Origin of the sequence: Kribbella sp. NPDC050281, assembly GCF_040655855.1 — a bacterium.
In the GTDB taxonomy this organism is placed as follows: domain Bacteria; phylum Actinomycetota; class Actinomycetes; order Propionibacteriales; family Kribbellaceae; genus Kribbella.
In genome coordinates this window covers 41,147-66,170 of the sequence record NZ_JBFAKS010000021.1, presented here as the reverse complement: position 1 = coordinate 66,170, position 25,024 = coordinate 41,147, and the positions used below count along the sequence as shown (strand labels likewise).

The window sequence follows — 25,024 nt, the reverse complement described above, 5'->3', positions numbered from 1 at the left end:
GAGCGGGCTCCGGCGGGACACGCGGCCGAGGTCGTTTTCGAGGACACGAGCTGGCGTACGGCCTCCCAGTCGGCCGGATATAGAGGTCAACTCCACCTCTCCAAGCTATCCGCCACCACAGACAAGGAAGGAGCGACTTCGTGCTGTATCCACTGCAGGCAACACGAGTCGCCTCGACTTCGGCCCCACGTTTGGCCCCACGATCTCCGGTCCTTCATGGGCCTCTCTGCGCCCAATCATCCCCCCTGACCTGCAGGTTTGGTGGGTGCCCCCGGCAGGATTCGAACCTGCGGCACATGGTTTAGGAAGCCGTTGGACTGCTTAAACTGCGCTTATCTGAGCCATCGTTGGGCAACTCTGCTGCGCTCGGAGATTACTCTGGTTGCCTCTACTGGCCCCGAGTTCATCCCCAGATGCATCCCCAGCGGCGGGTCTTGCAGCGAACTTGCCGGGGCTCGACTGAAGATACGCCGAAGCCCAGCCATAGGGCATCTCGCACTCCCAGCGAAGCGATCTCTCCGGGCGGGAAATCAGGCCCACCATCACCCAGGCCGTGGCGCCAGGCAACCTTCTGATCCGTAGTCGAGTTCAGACCGTCCACGGCTGACCACTGTGTGCCTGGACGCGGTTGCCGTTCCAACGAAATGTCCAGGGTCGTCCGAGCCGATCCGAGGACGCTGTCGTTGCCATCGCTGATGCGGATGAAGTCATCTCCACCCATGTGGTCGCGGCCCTCGACGAACGATGTCCAAGGTGCTGGGCTAGCTGCTGCAGCACGCTGCTCGATCTCGTCGAGGTCGCCATCTGTCATCGGCGCCGAGGTGTTGTCGTGGCGTACCGGTCCCACGCCCGAGTGGGCGTGGGACCAGTGTCGCCTTTACTCAGGCGTGCGCCCGATCAGTGGTGCGACCGCATGCAGATCGAGGCCGGGGTGCTGGTCTTGCAGGAGTTGTCACGGAACACGATGTTCTTGCCAGACCCGTCCCAGAGGATGTCCAGGTCGTTCTTCTTGAAGAAGTTGCGCACGACCGCGACGTTCTCCGGGGCGTCTGAGCCGGCCAGCGCACCGTTGAGGACCGCGACGCCCGCTGACGGGATGTCGCCCGGCTTGGACGCGTTGTTGCCGATGATCTTGTTGCCCTTCACCAGCACGTGGTCGGCACCGAGCACGACGACGCCGTTGCCGGATAGAGCCGGTACCTCGGGTGGCTCGGCCGGGCAGAACCGGTCGTTGTCGGTGAGCAGGTTGCCGATCAGGGACCATGCGCCGCCCGGACGGTTGACCCCCTCCGGAGTGGTGCCGTTTGGTCCGGTGTCGAGAACCAGGGCACCGATGCAGTTGGCCCGCATCACGTTGTGGGTCACCAGGCCATGCCGGGAGTCGCGCATGAACATGCCGAACGCCCAGCCTTTCAGCAGGTTGTGCGCCACGTACGCCTTCGCATTGTCGGTGTCGCCGACATACAGGCCTGCCTCGCCGCCGTTGCCGAGCTCGGTGTTGTGGGTGAAGACGATGCCCGTGGACTCGAAGGCTGCCGCGCCGTACTCACCGTGCCTGAGCCCGGTGTGATGCGAGACCTCGATCCCGCGCTTGGCTTCGAACGCCACCACGCCGATGCCCGGGTGGCCGTTCGTGGTGAGGTTGCTGACCTTGGACTTGCGGTCCGGGCCCGCGAAGGCGAAGCCCGAGACCTCGGCCGGTGTCTCCCAGCAGTCGGTCTTCGTGAACTTCTTGGGTGGTTTGACGACCGTACGGCCCTGGCCGGCACCGATGATCGTGAGTCCCTTGCCGACGACGCAGACTGCGTCGTAGTACACGCCCTTCTTCAGCTTGATGGTGTCGCCTGAGCGGGCCTTGTCGACCACCTTCTGGATCGAGTGGCCCGGTTTCACCACCCAGGTGCGCGAGTGGTGCTTCCCGGTGGCTGACGCCGTCCCCGCGCTCGCGACGATCAGCCCGAGGATGGCGACCAACGTGACGATCAGGCGCCGACCTGCTCGTCCCGCTCGGACGCTACCGCGCGAGCTGCGACCTGTTCCTGCTGAAGATTTCGACCAAGGCTGAATGCGCATGGTCCCTCCCTGTGCCTCGATGGGCATGGTGGCCGACCAGGCCCGTGCCCGGTGACCGCAGACGGATAGCCGCATGCGAACAGGTGGCGACCCCCGCCATCGCCCGGCCATCGAGGCCGGGCGGAAGGGCGGGCACGGCCTACGCGTAGAAAGGCTGCAGTGTGCAGCCGAACAGTCTGACCCCCATCACCGCGCAACAGCTATCCGCCCCACCGGGGACATTACGCAGGGAGGGCGCAAAGTCAAGCCCTGAAGGGGTTCCGGCCCCGATGCGGTCGATGCGCACTGGGCGTGAGTGACTCTGTGCTGGCGCTGGTCCGGCAGGCAGTCACCCAGCCCGGGGCGCCGAGGCCGACTTCACCCGAGTTCGGCGGGCAGCTGTGGCTCATTCGCGCCGACTGGGGCAGTATCGGACGCTGGCTAAGCTAAGGCAGCGAAGGGTTGTAGTCGCCAACGCGCAAGCCGGGGCGGCCCGCAGCGAAGCGAGGAAACGCGCAAGCCGGGGCGAAGCTCGGCCGTTGAACCACAAGAGCCGGACGGGCAGGCCGTCCGCGCAGAGCAATCGCGCTTGCGCCGTAACACACCAGCCGGCTCGGCCGCAGATCATCTGCCCGGGGAGGGTGTGGATCACTTTGTGGAACGGGGGTCGGCTCCTGAGGTTCATGTCATGCCCTGTCAACACGATGTGGCGCGTGGGTTGTCGGCTTGGCCGAGGCCGGCGCGGCGGGCGCGTTCGATCGCCTCGCTGCGGTCGCGAACCTGGAGCTTGGTGAAGACGTTGCTCAGGTGGTTGCGGACGGTCTTGGGGGCGATGACCAGCGTGTGGGCGATCTGGCTGTTCGACAGTCCGCGGGCCAGCAGCTCGAGCACTTCGCGCTCACGGTCGGACAGTTCGGGGAACAGGATGGGGTCGCGTGCAGAGAGCGGCCGGGTGAGGTAGGCCAGTACGCGGCTCGCGATCGCGGGCCCGAACACCGCGTCGCCGCGGGCCACCGACTCCAGCGCCCGGAGTACGTCCTCGGTGTCGGCGCCCTTCACGACGTAGCCGCGGGCACCGGCACGCATCGCGGCGAACACCGACTCGTCCTCGTCCAGCATGGTCAGCACCAGGACCGCGATGTCCGGGTTCGCGCTGAGGATCCGGCGGGTTGCCTCGACGCCGTTGACGCCCGGCATGTTGAGATCCATGACGACGACATCGGGTACGAGCTGTGCGGCGAGGGCGACGGCGGCCTCGCCGTCCGCTGCCTCTCCGACCAGCTCGACGTTCTCGAGGCTGTCGAACAGCGCCCCTAGGCCTCGGCGGAACGTTGGGTGGTCGTCGGCCACGATCACCCGGGTCGGGGTCATGGCGCGCTCCGCAAGGGAAGTTCCGCTGTGACCGCAGTGCCGCCACCGGGCCGGTGCCCGACCGAGCAGGTTCCGCCCAGCTCGGCGGCCCGCTCGGCCATCGCGGACATCCCGAGTCCGTTGCCGCGGTACGCGCGGTCCGGTACGCCGTCGCCGTCGTCGTCGACTTGGAGCCGAAGGGTCGAGTCGTCGATCTCGAACGAGACGCTGGAGGTGCGCGCACGGGAGTGCCGGGCCGCGTTGGTGAGCGCCTCGACGGCGATCCGGTACGCCGCCACCTCCACCGCGGCGGGCAACGCAGGTAGGGCGGGCGCCGACACGGTCACCAAGAGGGCGCCGCGTTCGACCAGCCGGGCACCGTATTCCTCGATGGCCGGCACCAGCCCGAGTTGGTCGAGGGCCGGCGGCCGTAGGTCGTAGACGAGCCGACGTACGTCGGCGACGGACGTCTGGACCTCGGCCTTCAGTCCTGCCAGCGCGGCATCGGCCGCGGCCGGGTCGCGGGTCAGATTGTTGCGCGCAGCATCGATGCCGAAGGCGATCCCGGCCAGAGCGGGCCCGAGTCCGTCGTGCAGATCACGACGGATCCGGCGGCGTTCCTCCTCCCGCGCGATCACCAGCGACTCGCGCGAGTGCAGCAGGTCGCGAGTCAGCGCGGCCGCGTGTGCCGCGACCGCGATGTGGCGCGACAGGTCGGACACCAGCGCGAGGTCGCGCTCGCCGTACCGTTCACGTGGGCCGCGTGGGCCGACATGCAATGAGCCGACGTCGGTCCCGCGCACGGACAAGGGCACGATGATCTCGTCTCCGGTGGGCGTTCCCATCGCTGCGGCAGGCACGGTGTCGCCAGTGAGGATGACAGCGGCATACGGTGCGCGGAGCGCATGCGCAACCGAAAGCACCGCCTCGTTGAGCAACTGGTCGGGACTCGAGGTAAGTCGGCGGCCGAGATCGGACAGCGCCTCGTAGGGGTCGCCTCTGTCGCCGTACACGAGTCGGTCGACGGCGTGCTGGAGCCTGGTTCGCAGCGGGGCGAAGGCCACCGCGACCACACCTGCGGCGACGACGCCGGCCACACCTTCGGCACGCGCACCGAACAGCGCCTCTGCCACGCCGACGACGATCAAGAAGGCGATGAGCAGGACCACCGAGAGCAGGCCGTACACGAGCACCCGCGGAAGGAGGAGGCCGTCGCGGCGGGTGAGTGCCACGCCGAGTGCCACCGGGAGCAGGAGCGTGGCGACCGCGTTCAGCACCACAGCTGCTCCCGCGAGGCCGTTGGGAACGGGAAGCGCGATCGTCAGTGCGATGGCCCCGACCGTGACGACCAGCCAACGCAGCTGGGCTCGTACTGCGGCGTCACCGCGCCGGAACCGCCACACGACCGCGGCCACGGTGCCGATCGCGGCACACGCCAGCGCCACCATGCCGACAGACCCGACCACGCGAAGGGCGTCCGCCGCGGACTCCCAACCGAGCGGGTTCGCATGGTCGCCGGCGAAGTCGGTCATCGGCCCGGGCGCCAGCGCGACGCTGACCCACAGCGCGACATAGGCAACTCCCACCAACACTGCGACCACCCGCCACCGCGGTCCGGGCAGCTCGCCGGTCGGGAACAGCAACAGAATGAGGAGCAGCCCGGCCGGGACTCCGATCCACAACCAGCTGGAAACCCACGCGCTCGGAACGGCCAAGGGCGATCCGTTCCGCAGTGCGTAGTCGGCGTAGATGTGCAGCACGATGGTGGCGGCGCACAGCACCCCGAAGCCCAGGAAGAGCCAGGCGAGCCGATCCTGGTGCGGCGGCCGGTCCTGCTCGCCCCGGCGCAGGACCAGGGCCGCCAGCAACGGGAACACCGGCCCGGCGACGAGGTTGATCCACGACCCGGTGCCGACGATGTCGAGCTGGAGGTCGTTTGCGACCGCGACGCAGAGCGCGACCGCCACAGCGATCGTGTCGAGGACGGCGACCAGGACCGCGACCCGGACCCAGGTCGCGGAACGTTGCTCGGCGGTATCGGTCAGCACCGCTTCATCGTCCCGCGACCCGGCCCGGTTGGCCATGAGGTCTTCTTCAGGCGCCGGCGAGCGCCGGATCGGTCGACCGCCGCGCGGATCCCCGACGTACGCCGGGCCGCACCGCGAGCCGGACCGCCACGACCAGCAGCCACAGCATGCCCGCCAGGAACGCCAGCGGGTTCGCGCCCAGCGGATCCTTGAAACCGAGCACCGCGAGACCCACACCGACAACGCCCACGACCAGACCGACGTACGCCGTCGGTCGGCCCACCAGCCCGGCGACGTGCAGAGCCACGGCCAGTGACCCGACGAACACGGCGAACGGCAGCCAACTGACGATGAAAGCCGAACCGTTGATGTCGTTGAGGACCTGCGCGAGCTCCGGGGACAGATGGTCGCGATCCACCGAGAGCGCGATGATCGGGGCCGCCGAACCCAGCTTGATCGCAAGCATCGTGATCGCCGCAACCAAGCTCGTACCGGCGGCGATGTCCCTTCCGCCGCCTGTGTCCGGGCGCAGCACCCCCCACAGATAGCCGACAAAGATCATGAACAGCACGAAGCCGGCGATCTCCAGCACGAAGCCGACCGTCGCCGACGTACTCGCTGCGGCCCGCGCCGCGTCGCTGAGCACTTCCTGACCACTCGGGTGGCTCGACTGGGATTGCGCGGCGGTTGCCAGGCTGTTGCCGATGAAGATCGCGGCGACGAACGCCGCACCGGTCGCGGCCCCCACCCTCGCGCGGTACGTGGTGAGCATTTCAGGTCCCCTCCAACACCGGCGCGTTCGGCCGGCCTGACCCCAACCTCCTCGCCCCCGCGTCCCAACGTCATGGGCCCCCGGTCCCGACTTGTCCCGTCGACGCTTCGAACGCCCCCTGCGGGTCGACCCGCCGCCCTTCTCCTAGCTGGAGAGCTCTCCAAGCCCGCCGGGCACAACCAAGGCGACGGGCTCGCGGCCTGCACGGTTCACGCCACTAACTCGCGTCTACCCGCTCGGCCCACTTGCGCGCCGTCTTGGCAGCGACCATGAACATCTTCTTCGCCGCCGCCGCACAGGTCCAACCCTGATCGACCACCAGACGCGCCAGCCGCAGCCGCGTGCGTGGAGTCAGGGTCGCGTTAACGTGGGACACGAAGGCCTCCTGGTTCGTGAAGCGGTTCCTTAGACAGCTCCACTTCACAACCGGAGGCCTTCACCTGTCAGACCGACTGACCGCCACAACGCGGGACACCTCCCTGGACATCACATCTAGGCCGTTTCGGCGGTGCGGCCTGATGCGGGGACGTCGCTGTCGACGACGCCGTGCTCGACGCCTGGCGCCCGGTCCGGACTACTGCCACCGGACCGGTACGACGGCGATCAACTCAGCGCGAGCGGCTCCAGCAGCTCCGGGCCGTTGTTGCGGACCGAATTCACCGCCTTGGACACCGCGTAGATCTCCAGCTCGTCGACCGGCGGCGCCATCAGGCCGGTCCCCGCAGCTCGTCGACGTGCTGCTCGTCGACGACGAACCGCTCCAACAGGTTCGCCCGGATCAGGGCCGGGGGACCGAGTCCCAGGCCAGCTCGGTCACGGTGCCGTCTGAGGCGACGTTGTTCAGGCTGACCCGCACAGAGGTGGCACCGCCTACCACGTCGGCATTCACATACAGGTGGACCTCCTCACTCTTGCTGTAGCAGGTCACTTGGCTGTAGGTGGTGTCGAGGAGCGTCGAACCGCTATAGCTCTTGGCGATGGTCTGGCGGCAGCCGCTCGTCTCCAACGCCCGCTGTACGCCGTCCACCATCGCCGCACGGTTGTAGAACGTGATGGTCCCCTTGGTGTAGGTGGCGCCGTAGGGTGCCTCGTACGGGGCGGTCGGGTAGGCCGTCGAAGCCGCCTGGGCCGCCGAGGCGGTTCCAGCGACAGTCGTGAGGATCGCGAGCAATCCGGTACCAGCGGCGAGAGACTTACGCATCGAGTCCTGCTCCTTCGAGTCGTCCAGCACATCGTCGGGACGATTCTGCCCCGGCAAGCCCTGCCTAAGAACCCTTTTGCAGCTTGTGGCAGGGCGATCAGCTGGGTGGAGCTACTCCCAGGTGAAGCCGTCGGGGTCGATGAACTGCACGGCTCGGGCCTACCGCGCCGTTCTTGATTCGAGTTCCGTCCGCCGAGCACCGCAAGCCTGCAGATCAGACTGCATTTGCACAATCTCAGCTCGCGCTCCTGCCCGGCCGGAGGGATCGTCAGCGCGCCTCCTGCCGTCTGGTGACAGGAGTGTGTTCGGGGGATGGTCGGCTGGACGAGCGGGTGGACACTGGTGGGGTGGGGATCGCCCGTGTACGGCCAGCTTCTCTGCTCGCCGGTCGACCGATGGAGCAACAGTTGCTCGGGACTGCTCTGGAGCAGGCCGCGAGTGGTCATCCCCGCGCGGTCGTTGTGCACGGGGAGGCTGGCGTGGGCAAGACCCTGCTGGTCCGCACAGCATGCGACGGTCTGGGCGACGGAGCGCAGGTGCTGTGGGGAACCTGTGTGCACTTCGGCGAGGCGACAGTCCCGTTCGGGCCTGTGGCCGGTGCTTTGCAGGCCTGGCGAGCGCAGGCGGACGAGAAGTTCCGCATGGAGGTGTTGTCCGGCGCGGGTGATGTGGGCACTCTTTTGCCTGCACTGAGTGAGGCTGGAATTGCGAAGCCGGGACAACTGCTGCCTTTGATCGACACGGTTCTCAACCGTCTCGCAGATCGTGCACCGACCGTGCTGGTGATCGACGACCTGCAATGGGCAGACACCGCATCGCTCGACCTACTGGCCTATCTGATCACGGGTTTCCGCCAGCAGCGCCTGACGCTGCTGGCGACCTGCCGCGACGAGCATCGTGGCGACGGACATCCGCTGCACGGCTGGCTCGCGGACATGCGGCGAATGCCGCTGTTCACCGAGGTTCACCTCGACCGGATCGGTCTGGCGGCGACTGAGACGCAGATCAAGGCCTTGTTGGGTCGTGTGGTGGACATCGATTTGGCGGTCCAGGTGTACGAGCGTTCAGGCGGCAATCCTTATCTGACCGAACTTCTCGTCCGTGGCCTTGCCGGTACCGAGGCAGAGCTTCCGCCGACCGCACCGGCGGCGTTGAAGGACGCGCTGCTGGCCACCTGGCACGGCCTGTCCACCATGGCGCGGCACGTCACTCGCTTGCTTGCTGTCGGCGGTCGCCCGTCAGAGCTTGCGGTGCTTGCTGCGGTGGCGAGCGAACACGGCATCTCTCCAGTGCTGCTGTCCGGGTGCCTGACCGAGGCCCGCGATCACGGCGTGGTGCAGTCGGACGGCGAGGGTCGCTCGTGGTTCCGTCACCCGCTGCTCGCCGAAGTCCTGAACGACGGGCTTCCGCCTGGTGAGGCCGCGGTCATGGCGGCTACCTATGTCCGCGTCTTGGAGGCCCAGTCGGATACCGCGTCCGGAATCGCCGCCGACCTAGCTGCGCACAACCACAGAGCCGGAAGGTCCGACGAGACGTATTCCTGGTCGCTGGCCGCGGCGGACGAAGCCGCAGTACTGCATGCAGCGGCTGTGGAGGCCATCCACCTGGAGCGTGCCTGCTTCTTGTGGGACGAGGTGTCGCCGGACGTTCGCGGCTCGGCCGCCAGTCACGTGGACCTACTCCGCCGCACGAGCCGAGTCTGCGGCCGGGCCGGCCGGCTGGAAACGGCTGTCAGCCTGGCACAGGAAGCGCTGGACCTCGTCGATCCAGATTCCGCGCCGCTTCTCGCCAGCACGTTGATGCTTGCATTCTGGGAAGCGAAGTATCGCGACTCGGCTACCGAGAAGGTGCCACTCGCCGAGCTCGTCGAGGCTGTTCGCCTCACGCGTGCTGACCCGGATAGTGCCGAGCGTGCGCTGGCCTTGGCCGGCTTGGCGACTGGGGAGCAGTGGGAGGGTTTACACGACGAGGCCGTAGCCCACGCCGACGACGCCGTACGCGTCGGTCGGAAGTCAGGGTCTGAGCTCGCGTTGGCCGGCGCCTTGAGCACCCGCGCGTTCGTCCGTCCTCACGACTCTGCGCCGAAGGCTCTGGCCGACGCGCAGGACGCCATGCGGCTGGCGCGATCGTGCGGGTCCATGGAGTGGTTGGAGAACGCCGCGAGGTGGCAGTGGATCGCCTTGAGGTACCTAGGCAGAACAGATGAGGCCACGACCGAAGCGCGAGAAGTGTTCGAAGAAGTGCTCGGGGCCGGCTCAATATGGGCCTATGTTCTGGCCTCCAACGCCGCGGAGGGACTTCTTTGGCTAGGTCGTTGGAACGAATGTCGTGAGTTGCTTCGGACAGCATTGGCAGCACGCTGTGCCGGCATACCGGGAGCGTCGGTTCGAGTGACGGCGGCACAGTTGGCTGCCCGGTGTGGACGTGTTGCAGAGGCCCAGTCACACCTGGACCGGGCCCTGGAGCTGGTCTCTGAGGACTTCGCCGGACTCCACACAGACCTCAGCACAGCCGGTGCGGACGTCTTCCTGGCGGCGGGGCAACCAGAGAAGGCGCTGCGATGGCTCCACAGCCGGATCGCGGTGCCGGCGAAACCCAGCCGGACTGAGGATCTCCTCGTCGATTTTGCCCATGCTGCCGCTGAGACAGCGCGAGCTGCCAGGGATGCTGACGATGCCAACGGCGAGACGCAGGCCCAAGCCACACTTGATGACCTGATTGCCAGATGGCCATCGGAGCCATTCACGTCCGAGCGGACGGACTTGGTGGACATGGCGATGGCCAAGGCGCTCTACCGCGCCGAGGTGGCGCGCTGCCGAGGAGAGGCGGGGCAGGTTGAACTCTGGCGGCAGGCGATCGACAGCTGCCACGCGGCCGGGTCACCGTGGCCAGAAGCCACCTCGCGTCTGCGGTGCGCAGAGGCCATGCTGGCGGCCAGATCGCGCGCGTCCACGGTGAGCGAACTGTTACGGCAGGCCCACGCGACGGCTGCCGAACTCGGCGCACAACCACTGCAGGACGAGGTCGAATCGCTCGCGCGGATGACACGCATCATCCTTCGCGAGCCTGCCCCGATCGCGGACACGCCCCGAGCTCAGGGTGCACTGGCCGGCCTCACCGCGCGGGAACGGGAGATCCTCAGCTTCCTGGTCGCCGGCCGCTCAAACCACGAGATCGCCAGCGACCTTGTCATCAGCAGCAAGACCGTCAGCGTCCACGTGTCCAACATCCTGCGCAAGACCGGCACCTCGACCCGCGTGGAGGCAGCCGCACTCGCCAACCGGCTGACCCATCGCGACAGGTGAGACCCAGTTTCCTTAGCGAACGACGCCACGTTCACCAGCATCCGCGGGACCTAGTCTCAGTCGCGGCGTGGCCAAGCCATCCGGACGCCGACGACACCGCCGTAGGTCCGAACCGTCATCACTGCCGCCTGATCTGTCGATCGTCGCGCTGACTGTTTCGGCTGGACTAGGCAAGCCCGGCATGTCGCCGCCGCTACATCCAGACCGGCCATGTCACGCACCTGGGCGAGACGTGACGCGGCCCGGCGTTCTGGCAAAGCATCATGGCACCGGACCAAAGTTCCAGATTCTCGCCGCACACAGATACGGCGGCACTTACGAAATCTAAGGCCGCACAAGCCACTTCTAAGGCCCGGCACCCGATGTGACCCCATGGCCTTCGAAGCCACCGTGAAATCGGGCGGCCATCCGCGCCGCCCAAGTCCACACGGAGGAATCATGAATCGCACGTGCTCAGCCCTCGCACTGTCCGCACTGGCGACGGGCGCCGTCGTCCTCACCGCGACCGAAGCGTCGGCCGCGCTGAAAGACCCCGACTCCACCTCGACGTCTCAAAGCGTGCCCGCACCCCAGCCCGAGTGGCCGGACGAAGGGACCGGCTATCCGGGCAACGAGGCGAAGAGCCCCGAATACAACTACCCAAACTACGAACCTCAGTACGAGGTACCCCGCGTCGAGGACGCAACGATCAGCACCGCACCAAACGACAACGGGCTCGACGTCGTGCAAGCTGGAACGTCTGCGATCGGCGGCGCGGCAGTTGCCTTCGGTGCGATGTGGCTCTACCGGCGTCATCACGTGCCGACTACGTAAAGCCCCCACTCCATTTGGGACATCTGCAGGAGCCACCGGCCGATGCAGGCGACCGCTGGGCTGACTGGCGAGGTGGATCTGCTGCCCCGATCAGCCAGCCCCGCAGGGACGATGACGGGATCTGGAGATCGGTTGGAACCTTGGCGCCGAATCGATGCTGAGGTGATCTCGGTGCCGCGGGACCCACACCCCCACCCCGCTACACCGGCTCCAGCCCGACCCATCTGGCCCGACCGCACGCGATCGGGCTCCTGAGCGAGCCTCGCTGACGAAAGGTCGCCGTGGGATCAACGTGGTGCGAAATAGCGTCAAAGAGAGTCGTCAGACAGGGCCAGAGTCCCATCGCACCCGAACCTCTGACGCCTGGCGAGGCTGGTTGCTTGGGCATCATTGCCCCTTTTAAACTGCGGGTTGTGGGTTCGAGTCCCACGGGCCGACCAAAACCGCAGGTCAGAGCACGCATCGAAGCGCTGGAACCCGCGCGTCCACCGCTTCGCCACCTCTTTCGAGCCCGGATCCTGGCCCTAAGAACTTCTCAACATTCGAGCAGGGCGGATCCCCGGCGCCGCGAGGTTGGCTGCCCGCTGACGCCAGCCGGTTCGAACCGTGATGGTGTCCTGCCACGGATTGGGCAGCCGGGGAATCTCAAGCCAGCCAGTACTTCGCCCGAGTCGACCCACGACTGATCCAGCGGAGAACGTCAAAGAGCGGGCTCCGGCGGGACACGCGGCCGAGGTCGTTTTCGAGGACACGAGCTGGCGTACGGCCTCCCAGTCGGCCGGATATAGAGGTCAACTCCACCTCTCCAAGCTATCCGCCACCACAGACAAGGAAGGAGCGACTTCGTGCTGTATCCACTGCAGGCAACACGAGTCGCCTCGACTTCGGCCCCACGTTTGGCCCCACGATCTCCGGTCCTTCATGGGCCTCTCTGCGCCCAATCATCCCCTGACCTGCAGGTTTGGTGGGTGCCCCCGGCAGGATTCGAACCTGCGGCACATGGTTTAGGAAACCACTGCTCTATCCCCTGAGCTACGGGGGCCAACCGCGCGGAGCCTAGCGTATCGGACGCCGGCGTCGCTCCGGTCCACGCCGTGGGAGCATGCGTGGCGACCGGAGATGCACCGCAGATCAGGAGGCAGCATGGTCGAGCCCATCATCCAGCGCGGCATCAAGATCGCCGGCGAGAATCCGATGATCATTCTCTACCGCCCAGGCAGCGACGACATCGTCGTACTGGTGAGCATGTGGACTGCGCGCTACTCCCCCGTCGGCTCGGGTCGCGCGCTCCTGATCTGGGCCGATCCGGTCGCATCAGGACTCGGGTCCGACGCACCGATCGGGATGTACGCCGACAACCCGGAGCTGGCCGGGTACGTCTGGGAGCACTTCTACCGCGACTACGACACGATCCGCGGCCGCGGTATCGAGACGGCCCCACCGGTCCCGGCCCGCTTCGCCGAGGCCTCCGGCGGCGACCTGTTCCATCGCATCACCTGCGTCACCGCCACCACCACAATCGAACTCGAATGGCGCGACGTACTCGACACCTTCCAGGTCACAACCCACCTGAGCGGCTTCGAAACCTCAGCCATAGCCCGCCCCTGCGCCGCAGCCTCAGTCCGCGTGAACGGCGTCCCCGCCCACGGCGAACCCCACCACCCAGAAGGCTGGTTCGGCAGCTCCGCAGCCCTGGCCTTCGCCGAAACCTGGCGCGAAACCTGACCCGAGAACTCCTATGACGGTTTTGTGTAGACCCACAAGCCGTTCTCGCGGGTGAAGTGGCTGTTTTCTTTTTGGGTGTCCGGGGTGCCGTCGAGGGTGAAGTGGGCTCGGAACTCTACGGTGCCTTCGGTGTGGAACGGGCTGCCGGCAGTGGTGGTGAGGATTTCCAGGCCGGTCCACTCGATGTCGTCGGCGAATCGGAGCGTGGGCGGTCGGGTGTCGGCTGACCAGGTCTGGAGCAGGTAGCCGGCGTCGCGTACGACGAAGGCCGTGTAGCGGGATCGCATCAGCTGCTCCGCTGTGGCTGCTACTTTCCCTTGGTGAAGGGCGCCGCAGCAGTCGCCGTACGTGGCATCCAGACCGCATGGGCAGGGCGACGACTGAGACACCACGGGCTGACGGGTACGACGTTTGGCCATCCCCCGATTGTCGCCCCGTACGTGGACAGGCCGGTGGTAGGGGCACATGCTGAGGGCATCGCAGCGAGAGCGGAGCCGCATGGCCACGTCGATGGTTGGCAAGACGGTACTGATCACCGGCGCCACCGGAGGCATCGGGAAGGCGACCGCGCTCGGCCTCGCCACGATGGGTGCGCACGTCGCGATCATCGGCCGGGACAGTGCGCGGACCGACGACGCAGTACGGGAGATCCGCGCAGTGGGCCAAGCGGATGGCTTCGTCGCGGACCTGTCCGCGCAAGCGGAGGTACGGCGGGTTGCCGACGAAGTACTGCGGAAGCTGCCGCGGCTCGACGTACTGGTGAACAACGTCGGCGGCTACTGGGATACCCGGCATGTCACTGCCGACGGGCTCGAGTACACCTTCGCGCTGAACCACCTCGCGCCGTTCCTGCTCACCAACCTGCTCCTCGACCGGCTGCGGCAGAGCGCGCAGGCCCGCGTCGTCACGGTGGCGTCGAATGCTCAGTCGATGGGTCGTATCGACTTCGACGATCTGCAGAACGAGCGGGACTATTCCGGGTCCCGCGCCTACAACCAGTCGAAGCTCGCCAACGTCTTGTTCAGCTACGAGTTGGCCAGGAGATTACAAGGCACCTCCGTCACGGCGAACGCACTACACCCCGGCTTGGTAAGCACCGGATTCGGGGGCGAGGATCCCGGCCGCACGCAGCGACTCCTGGTACCGCTGCTGCGCCCGTTCATGAAACGCCCGGCTCAGGGCGCCGCCACCTCGATCTACGTCGCATCCGATCCGCAACTGGAGCACGTGACCGGCCGCTACTTCGCCAAGTCTGCGACCACGAAGTCCTCCGAGCGCAGCTACGACGAAGCCACCGCGACACGACTCTGGCAGGTGAGCGCCGACCTCGTTGGTCTCCACACGCCTACGCCACAGTGATGACGACCTTTCCGCGGGCGTGGCCGTCGAGCAGGTACTGAATGGCCTTCGGGACCTCGCTCAGCGGGAAACGCTGGTCGATCGCCGGAACCACCGCTCCGGATTCGAGCAGCGGCGTGAGGTCGATCAGGTGGTCGGCCTTCTCCGAGTTGATGAACGTCCGCAGGCGCTGACTGACGAACGGCGACAGCAGCACCGCCCGCATCTGGCGATCGGTGCCGCCGAGCCAGCGTCCACCGTTCTCGCCGCCCATGACGACGACAGTCCCCTTCGGCGTGAGCGCGCGCCGAAGTCGTGACAGCGAAGCGTTTCCAGCGATGTCCAGGATCACGTCGTACCGCTGCGGGCCCGCCGCGAAGTCGTCGCGCCGGTAGTCGAGCACGTGATCCGCGCCGAGCGACCGAACCAGATCCATCTTGCTCGCACCGGAGACGCCGGTGACCTCGGCCCCGAACGCCTTGGCCAGCTGCACCGCATAGGAACCGACGCCACCGGACGCGCCCGTGATCAGAACCTGCTGACCCGACGCGACCTCGCCCTGATCACGCACGCCCTGCAGGGCGGTCATCCCGGAGATCGGTACGACGGCCGCCTGCTCGAAGGTCAGGTTCGCCGGCTTCGGCGCGAGCTTGCGCTCGAGGGCAGTGGTGTACTCCGCGAAGGCACCCTTGCCGACCCCGAACACCTCGTCACCCGGCTGGAACCTGGTCACGTCGGCACCGACCGCCTCCACGATCCCCGCCACATCCATGCCGAGCACCTGGTTCTTCGGCGCCCGGAAACCGTACCCAGCAAGGCGAATCGGGTACGGCAGGCCGGTCATGATGTGCCACACCCCACGATCCACGCCGGCCGCGCGGACGCGGATCAGTACCTCGTCGGCGGCGATGGCGGGCTTGCCGATGTCGCGGAGCTCGAGAACGCCGGTCTCGCCGTACGTCGTCTGAGTGATGGCCAACATGTGTTTCCCCCTGCTGAAGATGCCGGTTCCGACCGGCTCGCTGCATACTTACAGTGTATGCTTACGTTGTAAGTTACTCCCATCGGCGGGTTTAGTCCAGAGGGGTAGGCTGGTGGGACTCCGGAACGATGGCATTCCAGGTGGCATGTCAGGAACCGGCAGGGGATGAGGCGATACCCGATGACGACTCCTGTGTTCGCCGGGATCTCGCGCCGTACGGCGATGGATCAGGACCTTCTGCACCTGCTCGCCGAGGTCAGGTCCGCCCGGGCAGCCGATCGAGTGACTCGAGGCGTCCCACGCCGCGGCAGCGCGCCCAGCAGCGACGCCAGCCGCCTCGCCGCCTCACTGACCGCCTACGCCAGAGCCCTGGAGTCGTACCGGCTGCCTGTGCCGCCGACCATTCGCGATGAGCTTCGCCTGCGCCGCGCTCTGCCCTGATGCCGGTGGCGGTTGAGTAGTTCAGCGCATGTGGCGCGACTGGGATGCGCTGACGATTGCCGCATGACGAAAACAATTCAGCCTTCGCAGACCGCCGCGTTCTACGGGCAGGCACTTCTTTCGTTCGGCGCCTCGCTGACGGCGATGGGGCTCGGGCTCGCCTACCTGCCCGCGCCAGGGTGGATCCGCGGGTTCCTGGCGATCGGCCTGCTGTACGTCGTCACGTCGACGGTGACCTTGTGCAAGGTGGTGCGGGATCGGCACGAACTGTCCGAGGTGACCACCCGGGTCGATCAGGCGCGACTGGACAAACTGCTGGCCGAGCATGATCCGTTCAAGGTCGAGGGCTGACGGGCGCTCAGTGGTAGATGAGGCCTGTGGCGAGGGCGGCCAGGGAGCTGAGGAAATACAACGACCACGGGCCGAAGTGCCGGTCGTGCGCTCGGAGGTGGGCAGCGAAGGCGCCGACGAAGTACAGGACGAGGCCTGCGGCTGCGAGTGTGCCAAGGATCGGTACGACGAACCCGGCCAGCAGGCCGACGGCGCCGGCCGCGAGGAGTGTGCCGAGCGGGAGCATCCAGGAGTACGGGACTCCGGTCAGGTCGGCCTGGGACTTCGGGTAGTCGTGGCCGATGAGGTTGGCGATGGCCGCGCTGCCGGTCAGGGTGGCGGCGAGAAGCGTGGCGGCGAGGTAGGCGGCGAACACGATGGCTCCGTTCCGTGGGGTGATTGGGCGCCCCACGGACGAGACAGCGCGTCGAGACGTGACAGTGAATCAGCTCACGCCGGTCAGCTTCTCCGGGTTGCTGACGACGTGGATGGTGTCGATCGCGCCATCCACCAAGTAGAACGTCGCCGCGACGACCGCCGTACCTCCTGAGGTGATCACGAAGCCAGGCGCCCCATTGACCTGACGGATCTCGACGCGGGAGCCCTCGGGGCGCCGCCGCGACAGCACGATGAACGCCTGCGCGACGTACGCCGGGCCGTGGATCGGCTTGCGTGGCGCACCGGTCAGTCCGCCGCCGTCACTGATCAAGGTGACGTCGGGTGCGAGGACCTTCATCAACGCCTTCACATCACCGTCGAGACAGGCTGCCAGGAACTTCTCCGTCACCTGCCGCTGGGTGGATCGGTCGGTGTCGTACCGGCGTCGGCGCACCGCGACCGCCTTGCGAGCGCGGTGCGCGAGCTGCCGTACGTCGGCGTCCTGGCGACCGAGGATGTGGGCGATCTCGGTGTGGCTGTAGCCGAAGGCCTCGTTCAGAACGAAGACAGCACGTTCGGTCGGCGACAGTGCTTCCAGGACGAGCAGCATGGCCGTCGACACCGAGTCGTTGCGTACGACGTCCTCGGCCGCGTCCGGGCTGGTGAGCATCGGCTCCGGCAACCACGGTCCGACATAGGACTCACGGCGTACCGCTGCACTGCGGAGGCGGTCGATGGCGAGGCGGGTCGCGACTCGGACCAGGTAGCCCTCCGGGTCGTCGACGGTCGCCGGGTCGACGCGACTCCAGCGCAGCCAGGAATCCTGTACGACGTCCTCGGCCTCAGCGACGCTGCCGAGCACGCGGTAGGCGACGGCGTACAGCAGGCCGCGGTGTTCGGCGAAGGTCTTGGCGGTCACGCGGGGAGGCCGGTGAGGTCGGCCATCAGGATCATGTGGTGATCGAAGTACTCCGCGCGGGCCTCGATCATCTCGTCGAGGCGGCCGAAGACTTCGAAGTTGAGTACGCCGTACAGATGCGTCCAGGCAACCAGGACGCGGTCGAGTCGTTCCTCGGGCATGGTGCCCTGGCGTTCCTGGATCAGGCGGCGGAGGTCGGCGCGGAGCGGTGCCGTGAGTGGCGATGCGGTCAGCGAGCGGAGGCGGTCGCCGGCGTCGGTCACGATGGCGGCGAGGAGCAGGATCACTTTGGTTGCCGGCTCGACGGTCTCCTGTGGCGCGGCGTACCCGGGGACGGGGCTGCCGTAGATCAAGCCGTACTCGGCCGGGTGGGCCAGCGCCCAGGTGCGGACACCGCGACAGACGGCGAGCCAACGGCCGCGGAGATCGTCCCGCGGTACGGCGGCGTCCGCGGTGGTCGCGGCAGCGGCGAGAGCGTCGTACGCGTCGATGATCAGCGCGGTGAGCAGGGCGTCGCGGCTCGGGAAGTAGCGGTAGAGGGCCGACGCGACGATGTCGATGTCCCTGGCGACGGCACGCAGGGAGAGGTTGGCGCCGTCCGTGGCGAGATGCCGGCGGGCGACGTCCTTGATCTCCTGGCTCATCTCCGAGCGGACTCGGGCGCGCAGGGACGGTGCGGACATGGGATCAGTCTGACACAGAATGGAGTACAGTGAACTCATTAGAGAACACTGTTCTCGCCCGCTTCATGATGAAGGGTTGTCCGCATGTCTCTGCATGTCGTTGTCGGCGCCGGTCCGGTCGGCTCGGCCACGGCTCGGTTGCTCGCTGCCAGGGGTGAACAGGTCCGCCTCATCACCCGCAGCGGTCGCGCTCCCCAGCCCAGCCCTTCTCAGGAGAACGACGAGACGGCACAGATCGAGCGAGTTGCGGCAGACGCGAGTGACGCCGAAGCCCTGGCGCGGCACACAGAAGGCGCAGTGGCGCTGTACTCGTGCGCGGGCCCGGCGTACCACCGATGGTCGACTGACTGGCCTCCGCTGGGAGCCGCCTTGGTGCATGCGGCCGAGGTCAGCGGGGCCGTGTTGGTGACGACCGGCAACCTGTATGCCTACGGCCAGGTCGACGGGCCGATCACCGAGGACACTCCCCTGCGGCCCAACTCCGTCAAGGGACAGGTCCGGGCCAAGCTCTGGACCGACGCGCTGGCGGCACATCAGGCGGGCCGGATCCGGACGACCGAGGTGCGCGGCTCGGACTACCTCGGCGCCGGCGCGGCCTCGCCGTTCAGCATTCTGGTGCTGCCCAAGGTGCTGCAAGGCAAGCGCGCTTCGGCGCCCGCCGACCTCGATGCGCCCCACAGCTGGACGTACGTCGGCGATGTCGCCCAGACCCTCGTCGCGGCTGCCGCGGACGAGGCCGCCTGGGGACGAGCGTGGCACGTCCCGACACCGGAACCGATGTCGATCCGCGCTCTCGCCACCCGCACGGCCGAGCTCGCCGGAGCACCGGCCGCCCGGATCTCCGCGATGCCGACCATCGCACTGCGCATCGGCGGACTCTTCAACCCGGACGCTCGCGAAATGATCGAAACGCAGTACCAGTGGCGTCGCCCGTTCGTCGTCGACTCCACCGCCGCAACTGTTGCCTTTGGCATCAAACCCACAGCGACGGACGACGCACTGCGCGAAACCATCGCCGCCAACGCCAACTGAATCCGCGTCCTGAACGTCGGCCACTAAGCTGTGCGGATCGACGGGTTCCGCCGTTGTCGGGAAGGGCAGGAATGAGATCCAGAGGACCGGGCCGCTGGTTGCGGCGGTTGGTGGTGACGGTGATCGTGCTGGGCGTACTGGCGGTCGCGGTCGACCGGGCGGCGGAGTGGGCCGCCGAGAACCGGCTGGCCACGATGGCCGAGAACCAGGCGGCGAACTACGACGTGGAGGCCACCGACACATCCGTCGAGGTGGGCGGCTTCGGATTCCTCCCACAGTTGGTCAAGGAGAAGTTCTCCTCGGTCACGCTGACGATGAAGCAACCGACCTTCTCGAACGACGTCGCCGCTGAGGATCTCGTGGTGGAGATGTCCGGCGTGCACGTGCCGCGAGCTCTGCTCGAGCAGAAGCCCGGTACGGCGGTCACCGTCGACTCGACCGCCATGCGGGTGCACCTTTCGCCGGACGAGCTGACCAAGCTGGCCGCCCGCACCACCAACATCAAGGGTCTCAGCTTCCGCATCGTCGACGGCAAACTGCACGCGCGGCTGACCGTCGGCGGCCTGAACGCGGACGTGGCCGTCACCCCGCAGGTGAAGGGCCGCCGGATCGCGCTGGGCGTCGAGGACATGTCCGACTCCATCCCGTCGGTGGTGCGCAACGCGGTGAAGTCCCAACTGGCCCGTGGATTGACTTTTCCACAGCTTCCGTTCGACGCATCCTTGAAGCAGGTGTCCGTCGAGGGTGACTCGCTGCTGCTGGTCGCCGCGGTGGCGGATCTCAAGCTCACGTCCTGAGCCAAGTCCCCGGGCTCGATCCCCTTGGGTTGCGATGTGTCGCGATATATCGTCGACGTATCGCATTCTCTCCTGAGGGACGGGTGGTCGGGATGACCGGATCGACGTACGCGGCGGGCTGGCCGTGGCAGAAACTCGCACAGCACTGCTCATCGTTCGACGCAGTGTTCGACGACATCAAGGACGAACTGCACGCGGCCATGACCGGGCGGCGCGGTCACCGCGGACACCACCAGCCGTTCTCCGGACAGTGGGGGATGTTCGGCGGCGGTGGCCAGATGTTCGGCCCGCCGTGGGGTCCGCCGCCGCGCTGGCGTGGGCCGAAGGCACGGCGCGGCGACGTCCGCGCCGCGATCCTCGCCGTACTGGCCGAGCAGCCGATGAACGGTTACCAGATCATCCAGGAGATCGCCGAGCGCAGCGGCGGGGTGTGGAAGCCCAGCCCGGGGTCGATCTACCCGACCCTGCAGCAGCTCGAGGACGAGGGCCTGGTCACCGCCGACGCCGAGGTCGGCCGCCGTACCTTCACGCTGACCGACGAGGGACGCGCGTACGTCGCTGAGCACTCCGACGAGGTGTCCGCGCCCTGGGAGGCGATGAGCGCACCGAGCGACGACGACGAGAACGGGCTGAAGCCGCTGCTCGGCCAGGTGGCGACGGCGATGTGGCAGATCCTCGCGACCGGTACGCCGGAGCAGCAGACGCGGGCGAAGGACGCGCTGGCCGAGCTGCGGCGGAAGTTGTACGGGATCCTCGCCGACGAGCGACCGGACGACGAGCAGGACCGGTCATGAGCTCGCCACTGCCGCAATGGCGCGATCCCGACTCGCGCGACACCGACCGGCGCGGCCGCAACCGCCGCCGCCACGACTGGCAAGACCGCGACTGGCGTGGACCCGACTGGGGCGGACCGGACTGGGGCAAGCTGGATCCCCGCGAGGACGATCGGCGCGAGGCCGCCGACCGTACGCCGGAGCGGCGCCGCGGCCCGCTCCGGATCGGCGACACCGAACGCGACCAGGCCGTGGCCGTGCTCAGCGACCACTTCGTTGCGGGCCGGCTGACGCAGACCGAGTTCGAGGAGCGCAGCGAGCAGGCGACCCGGGCGCGGTACGCCGACGACCTCGAGCCACTGTTCGACGACCTCCCGGACCCGGCCGGCCTCGAGGTCGCGCAGGGACCGTGGTCGCCGCGGACCGCCAAGCCGCGGCGGCGCCAAGGTCCGCCGCCGTTCGTGATGCTCGCCCCGATCCTGATGATCGCGCTGGTGATCACCGCGATCACCTTGGCCGCGCCGTGGCTGGTGTGGGGCATGTTCTGGATCATCCTGATCAGCGGAGCGCACCGCCGCCGCTGGCAGTACCAGAACCGGCACCGCTGACACAGACCAACTTCAGACGCGGCGGCCGCGCAGGCGCGGGATCTCCTGGGCGAACTCGACCACGAACCCGTCCGGATCCGCGACATGCGCGGTCCGGTGCCCCCATGGCCGATCGGCCGGCCCGCTGAGCACCTCGACTCCGCGGGCCGCGAGCCGATCGGCCCACGCGTCCACGTCGTCGACCATCAGCACCACCTCGCCGGCCGCCCCCGGCGAGACCGTCCGCCCGGTCAACCACTCCGCGCGCCGTCGCTCGAACAACGCGAACCGCGTCCCCTCGGTGCCGAACTCCGCATACCCCGCATCGGTGAACTTGTACGGCAACCCGATCACGTCCCGATAGAACTCCACCGACGCCCCGAGATCCTCGACGTACAAAATGACATACCCGATCCGCTCCACCACCCCACGCTAGACGCGTCCTATCAGGAACTGTCGGCGGGTCCGCCTAGCCTCCTGGGCAGGAGTTGGGAGGAGGCTGGGTGTTCGAGGGTGCGTTGATTTTGGAGAGTTTGCGGGTTGGGGTGGAGATTTCGGAGGTGCCGCTGGTCGTGCGGAAGATCAGTCGGTACGCCGTGGCGAGTGCGACGCCGAGTCAGGCGGCGGTGTGGTCGGTGCTGGAGTTCGGGGTCGAGGACGAGCGGGTCGAGGTGCTGGCGGAGACACTGGCCGGGGCGTTGGACCAGCCGGGGTGGTACGCCGACTTCCATGACGCTCGGGAGGTGTTCGTTGTCTTCCCGGGCCGCGTGTTCCGCTACGAACGCGGTGACACGGCGGCGCGGGCCGAGGCACAGGAATTTGGGCGGGCGTTGGGGATTCCGGGGGTCCAGCTGGATTGGACAGACTGAGCCGTGTCAAGACGGTCGGGGCAGTTCCGACCTGGGGGTGCAAGCAGAACCGCACACGGACTGAGGAGATTGTCATGGCAAGGGTTCGGGTCCACAACTTCACGATCACCCTCGACGGGATCGCGGCCGGCCCGGGTCAGCGGCTGGACGCGCCGTTCGGCGACGGCATGGACAAGTTGCACGACTGGATGGAGGTCGCGCAGCAGGACCAGGCCGCCGGCAAGAGCGGGCTCGGGGCGGACCGGATCGACGGGTACGCCGATGGTGTCGGCGCCACGATCATGGGACGGAACATGTTCGGCCCGCAGCGTGGTGCGTGGGAGGACGAGTCGTGGACCGGCTGGTGGGGCGACAACCCGCCGTACCATCACGACACCTTCGTCCTCACCCACCACCTGCGGCCGTCGATCCCGATGGAGGGCGGTACGACGTTCCACTTCACCGACGAGCCGATCGAGGTCGTGCTGGAGCGCGCGCTGAAGGCCGCCGATGGCCGCGACGTGGTCATCGCCGGTGGCGCCCACACGGTCCAGCAGTACCTGCGGGCCGGTCTGATCGACGAGCTCAACCTCGTCGTCGCGCCGATCCTGGCGGGCGCCGGCGAGCGCCTGTTCGACGGCGTGGCCGACGCGTTGGGCGCGTTCCAGGTGACCGAGACGGTCAGTGACCCGAGCGCGACCTTCGTCCGGCTGGAGCGTCAGTGATTGGATGACCGCATGACAGTGCTGCGGTACACGGCGTTCACGTCCGACCCGGCCGGCGGCAATCCGGCCGGGGTGGTGCTCGACGCGAGCAGGCTCACGTACGCCGAGATGCAGGCGATCGCCGCGGACGTCGGGTACTCCGAGTCCGCCTTCCTGACCAGCGGTTCCGAAGGTCGCGATGGGGTGATCCCGGTCCGCTACTTCTCCCCCAGGGCGGAGGTGCCGTTCTGTGGGCACGCGACCGTGGCCACCGCGGTCGCGCTGGCCGAGCGGATCGGTCCCGGTGAGCTCGTCTTCTCGACCCAGGCCGGGCTCGTGCCGGTCGTGGTCGAGGAGTCACCGGACGGACTGCGGGCCACGCTGACCAGCGTCGAGCCGCATGTCGAGGAGATCGACGACATCAGCGACGTACTCGAGATCCTCGACTGGCATGAGGACGAGCTCGATCCCGCGTTGCCGCCGGCGATCGGGTACGCCGGGGCGCGGCATCTCATCGTGAGTACGTCGACCAGGCAACGACTGGCCGACTTGAACTACGACTTCGATCGGCTGCTCGCCTACATGCTGCAGCGGGATCTGACCACGCTGCAGTTGGTGTGGCGCGAGTCCGCGACTGTGTTCCACGTGCGCGATCCGTTCCCGGTCGGTGGCGTGGTCGAGGACCCGGCGACCGGGGCGGCGGCCGCGGCGTTCGGCGCCTACCTACGCGAGCGCGGGCTCGTCGAACCGCCGGTCGTGCTCACACTGCACCAGGGTGATGATCTCGGTCGCCCGAGCCGCATCCAGGTTGAACTGCGCGCCGACGACACGAGAGTCCGGGTGAGCGGAAACGCAGTACCGATCACGGGACTCGGGTGAGCCACTCCTCGGTGCCGAACTTGGCGGTGACGCGCTCTTCGGCGAGGTCCACTGTGGCCTTGTCGATGCTGCCCGGCTTGAGGCCATAGCGGTTGCCGAAGGACGCGGCCATCCGGTCGATCACCTCCGCGCGGTCGAGGCCGGTCTGGCTGCGCAGTGGATCGACCCGTTTGTTGGCGCTCGTCGTTCCCTTGTCGGACAGTTTCTCGCGGCCGATCCGCAGTACCTCGAGCATCTTCCCGGCGTCCATGTCGTAGGCCATCGTGACGTGATGCAGGACGGCGCCACCGGCGAACCGCTTCTGCGCGGCGCCGGCGATCTTGCCGGCCGGCGAGGTGATGTCGTTGATCGGCTGGTACGTCGCCGCGATGCCGAGATCGTTCAGCGCGCCGATCACCCAGTCGTCGAGGAACGCGTACGACTCGATGAACGACAGCCCGGAGACGAGTGACTCGGGGACGTAGAGCGAGTACGTGATCGTGTTGCCTGGTTCAACGAACATGGCTCCGCCGCCGCTGATCCGCCGTACCACTGTCACGTCGTGCTTGGCCGCGCCCTCCAGGTCGACCTCGTTGCGCAGGGACTGGAAGCTGCCGATGATGACCGCGTTCGACGCCCACTCCCAGACCCGCAGCGTCGGCGCCCGCTCACCGGAACCGACCTGCTCGGCCAGCACCTCGTCGAGCGCCATCTGTAGCGCGGGCTCCCGCGGTACGTCGTGGACGAACTCCCACAGGTGATCGCGCCAACCGGTCGCGCCCGTCAGCGCCCGCCGTACGGCGACGGCCACGGCCTCGGGCGAGAACCCGAGCATCTCGACCCCATCCCCCAGTACGGCGCGCACACGAGCAGCCACCTGGGCCGCGGGCGTGGCGATCGGGAGACCGGCAAGAGCACCGTTGATCCGCTCCAGCGCATCGTCGGGCTCGAGGAAGAAGTCCCCACTGAGCTGCGCCCGCCGGACGTGATCGTCGACCACCTCCAGATCGGCAACAACCAGCTTGCCGCCCGGAACCTTGTACTCACCATGCATATCCAGCCACAACCGGTGAACGCCGGAAGATGTTCCCGGCCGACTCCCCCACTTC

General features: G+C 67.6%; 25 protein-coding genes, 1 tRNA gene and 1 pseudogene. 13 read left to right on the top strand and 14 right to left on the bottom strand.

Features of this window, described 5'->3' with window-relative positions; all coding sequences use genetic code 11:
• Window positions 1–897: 897 nt before the first annotated feature.
• From AB0I34_RS22910 to AB0I34_RS22885, 6 genes and pseudogenes are all read right to left on the bottom strand, one after another.
• A complete protein-coding gene (locus AB0I34_RS22910) occupies window positions 898–1,974 on the bottom strand; it encodes a hypothetical protein (protein ID WP_360448045.1) in 1,077 nt (358 codons plus the stop codon).
• 774 nt (window positions 1,975–2,748) lie between these two features.
• Window positions 2,749–3,423, bottom strand: coding sequence for a response regulator transcription factor (locus AB0I34_RS22905; protein WP_360448042.1), 675 nt, complete (start codon window positions 3,421–3,423; stop codon window positions 2,749–2,751).
• On the bottom strand, window positions 3,420–5,486 hold the full coding sequence (locus AB0I34_RS22900; protein ID WP_360448039.1) for a histidine kinase: 2,067 nt from the start codon (window positions 5,484–5,486) through the stop codon (window positions 3,420–3,422). Before AB0I34_RS22900 ends, AB0I34_RS22905 begins: the two co-directional genes overlap by 4 nt.
• Window positions 5,487–5,496: 10 nt before the next feature.
• Window positions 5,497–6,201, bottom strand: coding sequence for a hypothetical protein (locus tag AB0I34_RS22895; RefSeq protein ID WP_360448036.1), 705 nt, complete (start codon window positions 6,199–6,201; stop codon window positions 5,497–5,499).
• A 232-nt stretch (window positions 6,202–6,433) separates the two neighbouring features.
• Window positions 6,434–6,577 (bottom strand): annotated as a pseudogene (locus tag AB0I34_RS22890) (leucine zipper domain-containing protein); the annotation flags it as partial.
• A 402-nt stretch (window positions 6,578–6,979) separates the two neighbouring features.
• The gene (locus tag AB0I34_RS22885) at window positions 6,980–7,402 is read right to left on the bottom strand and encodes a hypothetical protein (RefSeq protein WP_360448033.1); all 423 of its coding nucleotides are present in this window, start codon (window positions 7,400–7,402) and stop codon (window positions 6,980–6,982) included.
• A 290-nt stretch (window positions 7,403–7,692) separates the two neighbouring features.
• Between AB0I34_RS22885 and AB0I34_RS22880 the strand changes: the two genes are divergently transcribed.
• Together AB0I34_RS22880 and AB0I34_RS22875 are read left to right on the top strand one after the other, a co-directional pair.
• Window positions 7,693–10,707, top strand: a complete 3,015-nt coding sequence (locus tag AB0I34_RS22880; RefSeq protein ID WP_360448228.1) for an AAA family ATPase — start codon at window positions 7,693–7,695, stop codon at window positions 10,705–10,707.
• A gap of 438 nt (window positions 10,708–11,145) precedes the next feature.
• Window positions 11,146–11,520, top strand: coding sequence for a hypothetical protein (locus AB0I34_RS22875; protein WP_360448030.1), 375 nt, complete (start codon window positions 11,146–11,148; stop codon window positions 11,518–11,520).
• A 969-nt stretch (window positions 11,521–12,489) separates the two neighbouring features.
• On the opposite strand, the gene AB0I34_RS22870 is transcribed toward AB0I34_RS22875, so the two are convergent.
• Window positions 12,490–12,562: transfer RNA gene (locus AB0I34_RS22870), tRNA-Arg, on the bottom strand.
• Between the two features lie 101 nt (window positions 12,563–12,663).
• On the opposite strand from AB0I34_RS22870, the gene AB0I34_RS22865 reads away from it, so the two are divergent.
• Window positions 12,664–13,245, top strand: coding sequence for a hypothetical protein (locus AB0I34_RS22865; protein WP_360448028.1), 582 nt, complete (start codon window positions 12,664–12,666; stop codon window positions 13,243–13,245).
• A gap of 11 nt (window positions 13,246–13,256) precedes the next feature.
• Here AB0I34_RS22865 and AB0I34_RS22860 read toward each other — a convergent pair whose 3' ends face one another.
• Window positions 13,257–13,664 carry a YchJ family metal-binding protein gene (locus tag AB0I34_RS22860; protein WP_360448025.1) on the bottom strand — a complete coding sequence of 136 codons (408 nt, stop codon included), beginning with the start codon at window positions 13,662–13,664 and terminating at the stop codon, window positions 13,257–13,259.
• A 79-nt stretch (window positions 13,665–13,743) separates the two neighbouring features.
• Between AB0I34_RS22860 and AB0I34_RS22855 the strand changes: the two genes are divergently transcribed.
• Window positions 13,744–14,604, top strand: a complete 861-nt coding sequence (locus AB0I34_RS22855; protein ID WP_360448023.1) for an SDR family oxidoreductase — start codon at window positions 13,744–13,746, stop codon at window positions 14,602–14,604.
• Here AB0I34_RS22855 and AB0I34_RS22850 read toward each other — a convergent pair.
• Window positions 14,591–15,565, bottom strand: coding sequence for an NAD(P)-dependent alcohol dehydrogenase (locus AB0I34_RS22850; RefSeq protein ID WP_360448021.1), 975 nt, complete (start codon window positions 15,563–15,565; stop codon window positions 14,591–14,593). The genes AB0I34_RS22855 and AB0I34_RS22850 overlap by 14 nt on opposite strands.
• Before the next feature lie 180 nt (window positions 15,566–15,745).
• Between AB0I34_RS22850 and AB0I34_RS22845 the strand changes: the two genes are divergently transcribed.
• Both AB0I34_RS22845 and AB0I34_RS22840 read left to right on the top strand, forming a co-directional pair.
• Window positions 15,746–16,006 carry a hypothetical protein gene (locus AB0I34_RS22845; RefSeq protein WP_360448019.1) on the top strand — a complete coding sequence of 87 codons (261 nt, stop codon included), beginning with the start codon at window positions 15,746–15,748 and terminating at the stop codon, window positions 16,004–16,006.
• 63 nt (window positions 16,007–16,069) lie between these two features.
• Window positions 16,070–16,357 (top strand): YiaA/YiaB family inner membrane protein, encoded by a 288-nt coding sequence (locus AB0I34_RS22840; RefSeq protein WP_360448017.1) that lies wholly within the window; start codon window positions 16,070–16,072, stop codon window positions 16,355–16,357.
• A gap of 7 nt (window positions 16,358–16,364) precedes the next feature.
• On the opposite strand, the gene AB0I34_RS22835 is transcribed toward AB0I34_RS22840, so the two are convergent.
• From AB0I34_RS22835 to AB0I34_RS22825, 3 genes are all read right to left on the bottom strand, one after another.
• The gene (locus AB0I34_RS22835) at window positions 16,365–16,712 is read right to left on the bottom strand and encodes a DoxX family protein (RefSeq protein WP_360448015.1); all 348 of its coding nucleotides are present in this window, start codon (window positions 16,710–16,712) and stop codon (window positions 16,365–16,367) included.
• Window positions 16,713–16,781: 69 nt separating this feature from the next.
• Window positions 16,782–17,633, bottom strand: coding sequence for an RNA polymerase sigma-70 factor (locus AB0I34_RS22830; protein WP_360448013.1), 852 nt, complete (start codon window positions 17,631–17,633; stop codon window positions 16,782–16,784).
• Complete coding sequence (locus tag AB0I34_RS22825) at window positions 17,630–18,316, bottom strand: TetR/AcrR family transcriptional regulator (RefSeq protein ID WP_360448010.1); 687 nt, start codon at window positions 18,314–18,316, stop codon at window positions 17,630–17,632. Before AB0I34_RS22825 ends, AB0I34_RS22830 begins: the two co-directional genes overlap by 4 nt.
• Before the next feature lie 84 nt (window positions 18,317–18,400).
• Here AB0I34_RS22825 and AB0I34_RS22820 point away from each other — a divergent pair, with 84 nt between their 5' ends.
• The 4 genes from AB0I34_RS22820 (at window position 18,401) to AB0I34_RS22805 (ending at window position 21,526) form a co-directional block, all read left to right on the top strand.
• Window positions 18,401–19,348, top strand: coding sequence for an NAD-dependent epimerase/dehydratase family protein (locus AB0I34_RS22820; RefSeq protein WP_360448008.1), 948 nt, complete (start codon window positions 18,401–18,403; stop codon window positions 19,346–19,348).
• A gap of 71 nt (window positions 19,349–19,419) precedes the next feature.
• A complete protein-coding gene (locus tag AB0I34_RS22815; RefSeq protein ID WP_360448006.1) occupies window positions 19,420–20,145 on the top strand; it encodes a DUF2993 domain-containing protein in 726 nt (241 codons plus the stop codon).
• Between the two features lie 92 nt (window positions 20,146–20,237).
• The gene (locus AB0I34_RS22810; protein WP_360448004.1) at window positions 20,238–20,939 is read left to right on the top strand and encodes a PadR family transcriptional regulator; all 702 of its coding nucleotides are present in this window, start codon (window positions 20,238–20,240) and stop codon (window positions 20,937–20,939) included.
• Window positions 20,936–21,526, top strand: coding sequence for a DUF1707 domain-containing protein (locus AB0I34_RS22805; RefSeq protein WP_360448002.1), 591 nt, complete (start codon window positions 20,936–20,938; stop codon window positions 21,524–21,526). Before AB0I34_RS22810 ends, AB0I34_RS22805 begins: the two co-directional genes overlap by 4 nt.
• A 12-nt stretch (window positions 21,527–21,538) precedes the next feature.
• On the opposite strand, the gene AB0I34_RS22800 is transcribed toward AB0I34_RS22805, so the two are convergent.
• Window positions 21,539–21,928, bottom strand: a complete 390-nt coding sequence (locus AB0I34_RS22800; RefSeq protein WP_360447999.1) for a VOC family protein — start codon at window positions 21,926–21,928, stop codon at window positions 21,539–21,541.
• Window positions 21,929–22,077: 149 nt separating this feature from the next.
• Between AB0I34_RS22800 and AB0I34_RS22795 the strand changes: the two genes are divergently transcribed.
• The 3 genes from AB0I34_RS22795 (at window position 22,078) to AB0I34_RS22785 (ending at window position 23,936) form a co-directional block, all read left to right on the top strand.
• Entirely contained in the window at window positions 22,078–22,374 is a 297-nt protein-coding gene (locus AB0I34_RS22795) for a hypothetical protein (protein ID WP_360447996.1), read from the top strand.
• Between the two features lie 74 nt (window positions 22,375–22,448).
• Window positions 22,449–23,078: a dihydrofolate reductase family protein gene (locus AB0I34_RS22790; RefSeq protein ID WP_360447993.1), complete on the top strand. Its 630-nt coding sequence runs from the start codon at window positions 22,449–22,451 to the stop codon at window positions 23,076–23,078.
• 12 nt (window positions 23,079–23,090) lie between these two features.
• Window positions 23,091–23,936 carry a PhzF family phenazine biosynthesis isomerase gene (locus AB0I34_RS22785; RefSeq protein WP_360447991.1) on the top strand — a complete coding sequence of 282 codons (846 nt, stop codon included), beginning with the start codon at window positions 23,091–23,093 and terminating at the stop codon, window positions 23,934–23,936.
• Here the strand turns inward: AB0I34_RS22785 and AB0I34_RS22780 are convergent.
• Window positions 23,920–24,969 (bottom strand): biotin/lipoate A/B protein ligase family protein, encoded by a 1,050-nt coding sequence (locus tag AB0I34_RS22780; protein WP_360447988.1) that lies wholly within the window; start codon window positions 24,967–24,969, stop codon window positions 23,920–23,922. The two genes, AB0I34_RS22785 and AB0I34_RS22780, sit on opposite strands and share 17 nt — an antisense overlap.
• Window positions 24,970–25,024: the final 55 nt, after the last annotated feature.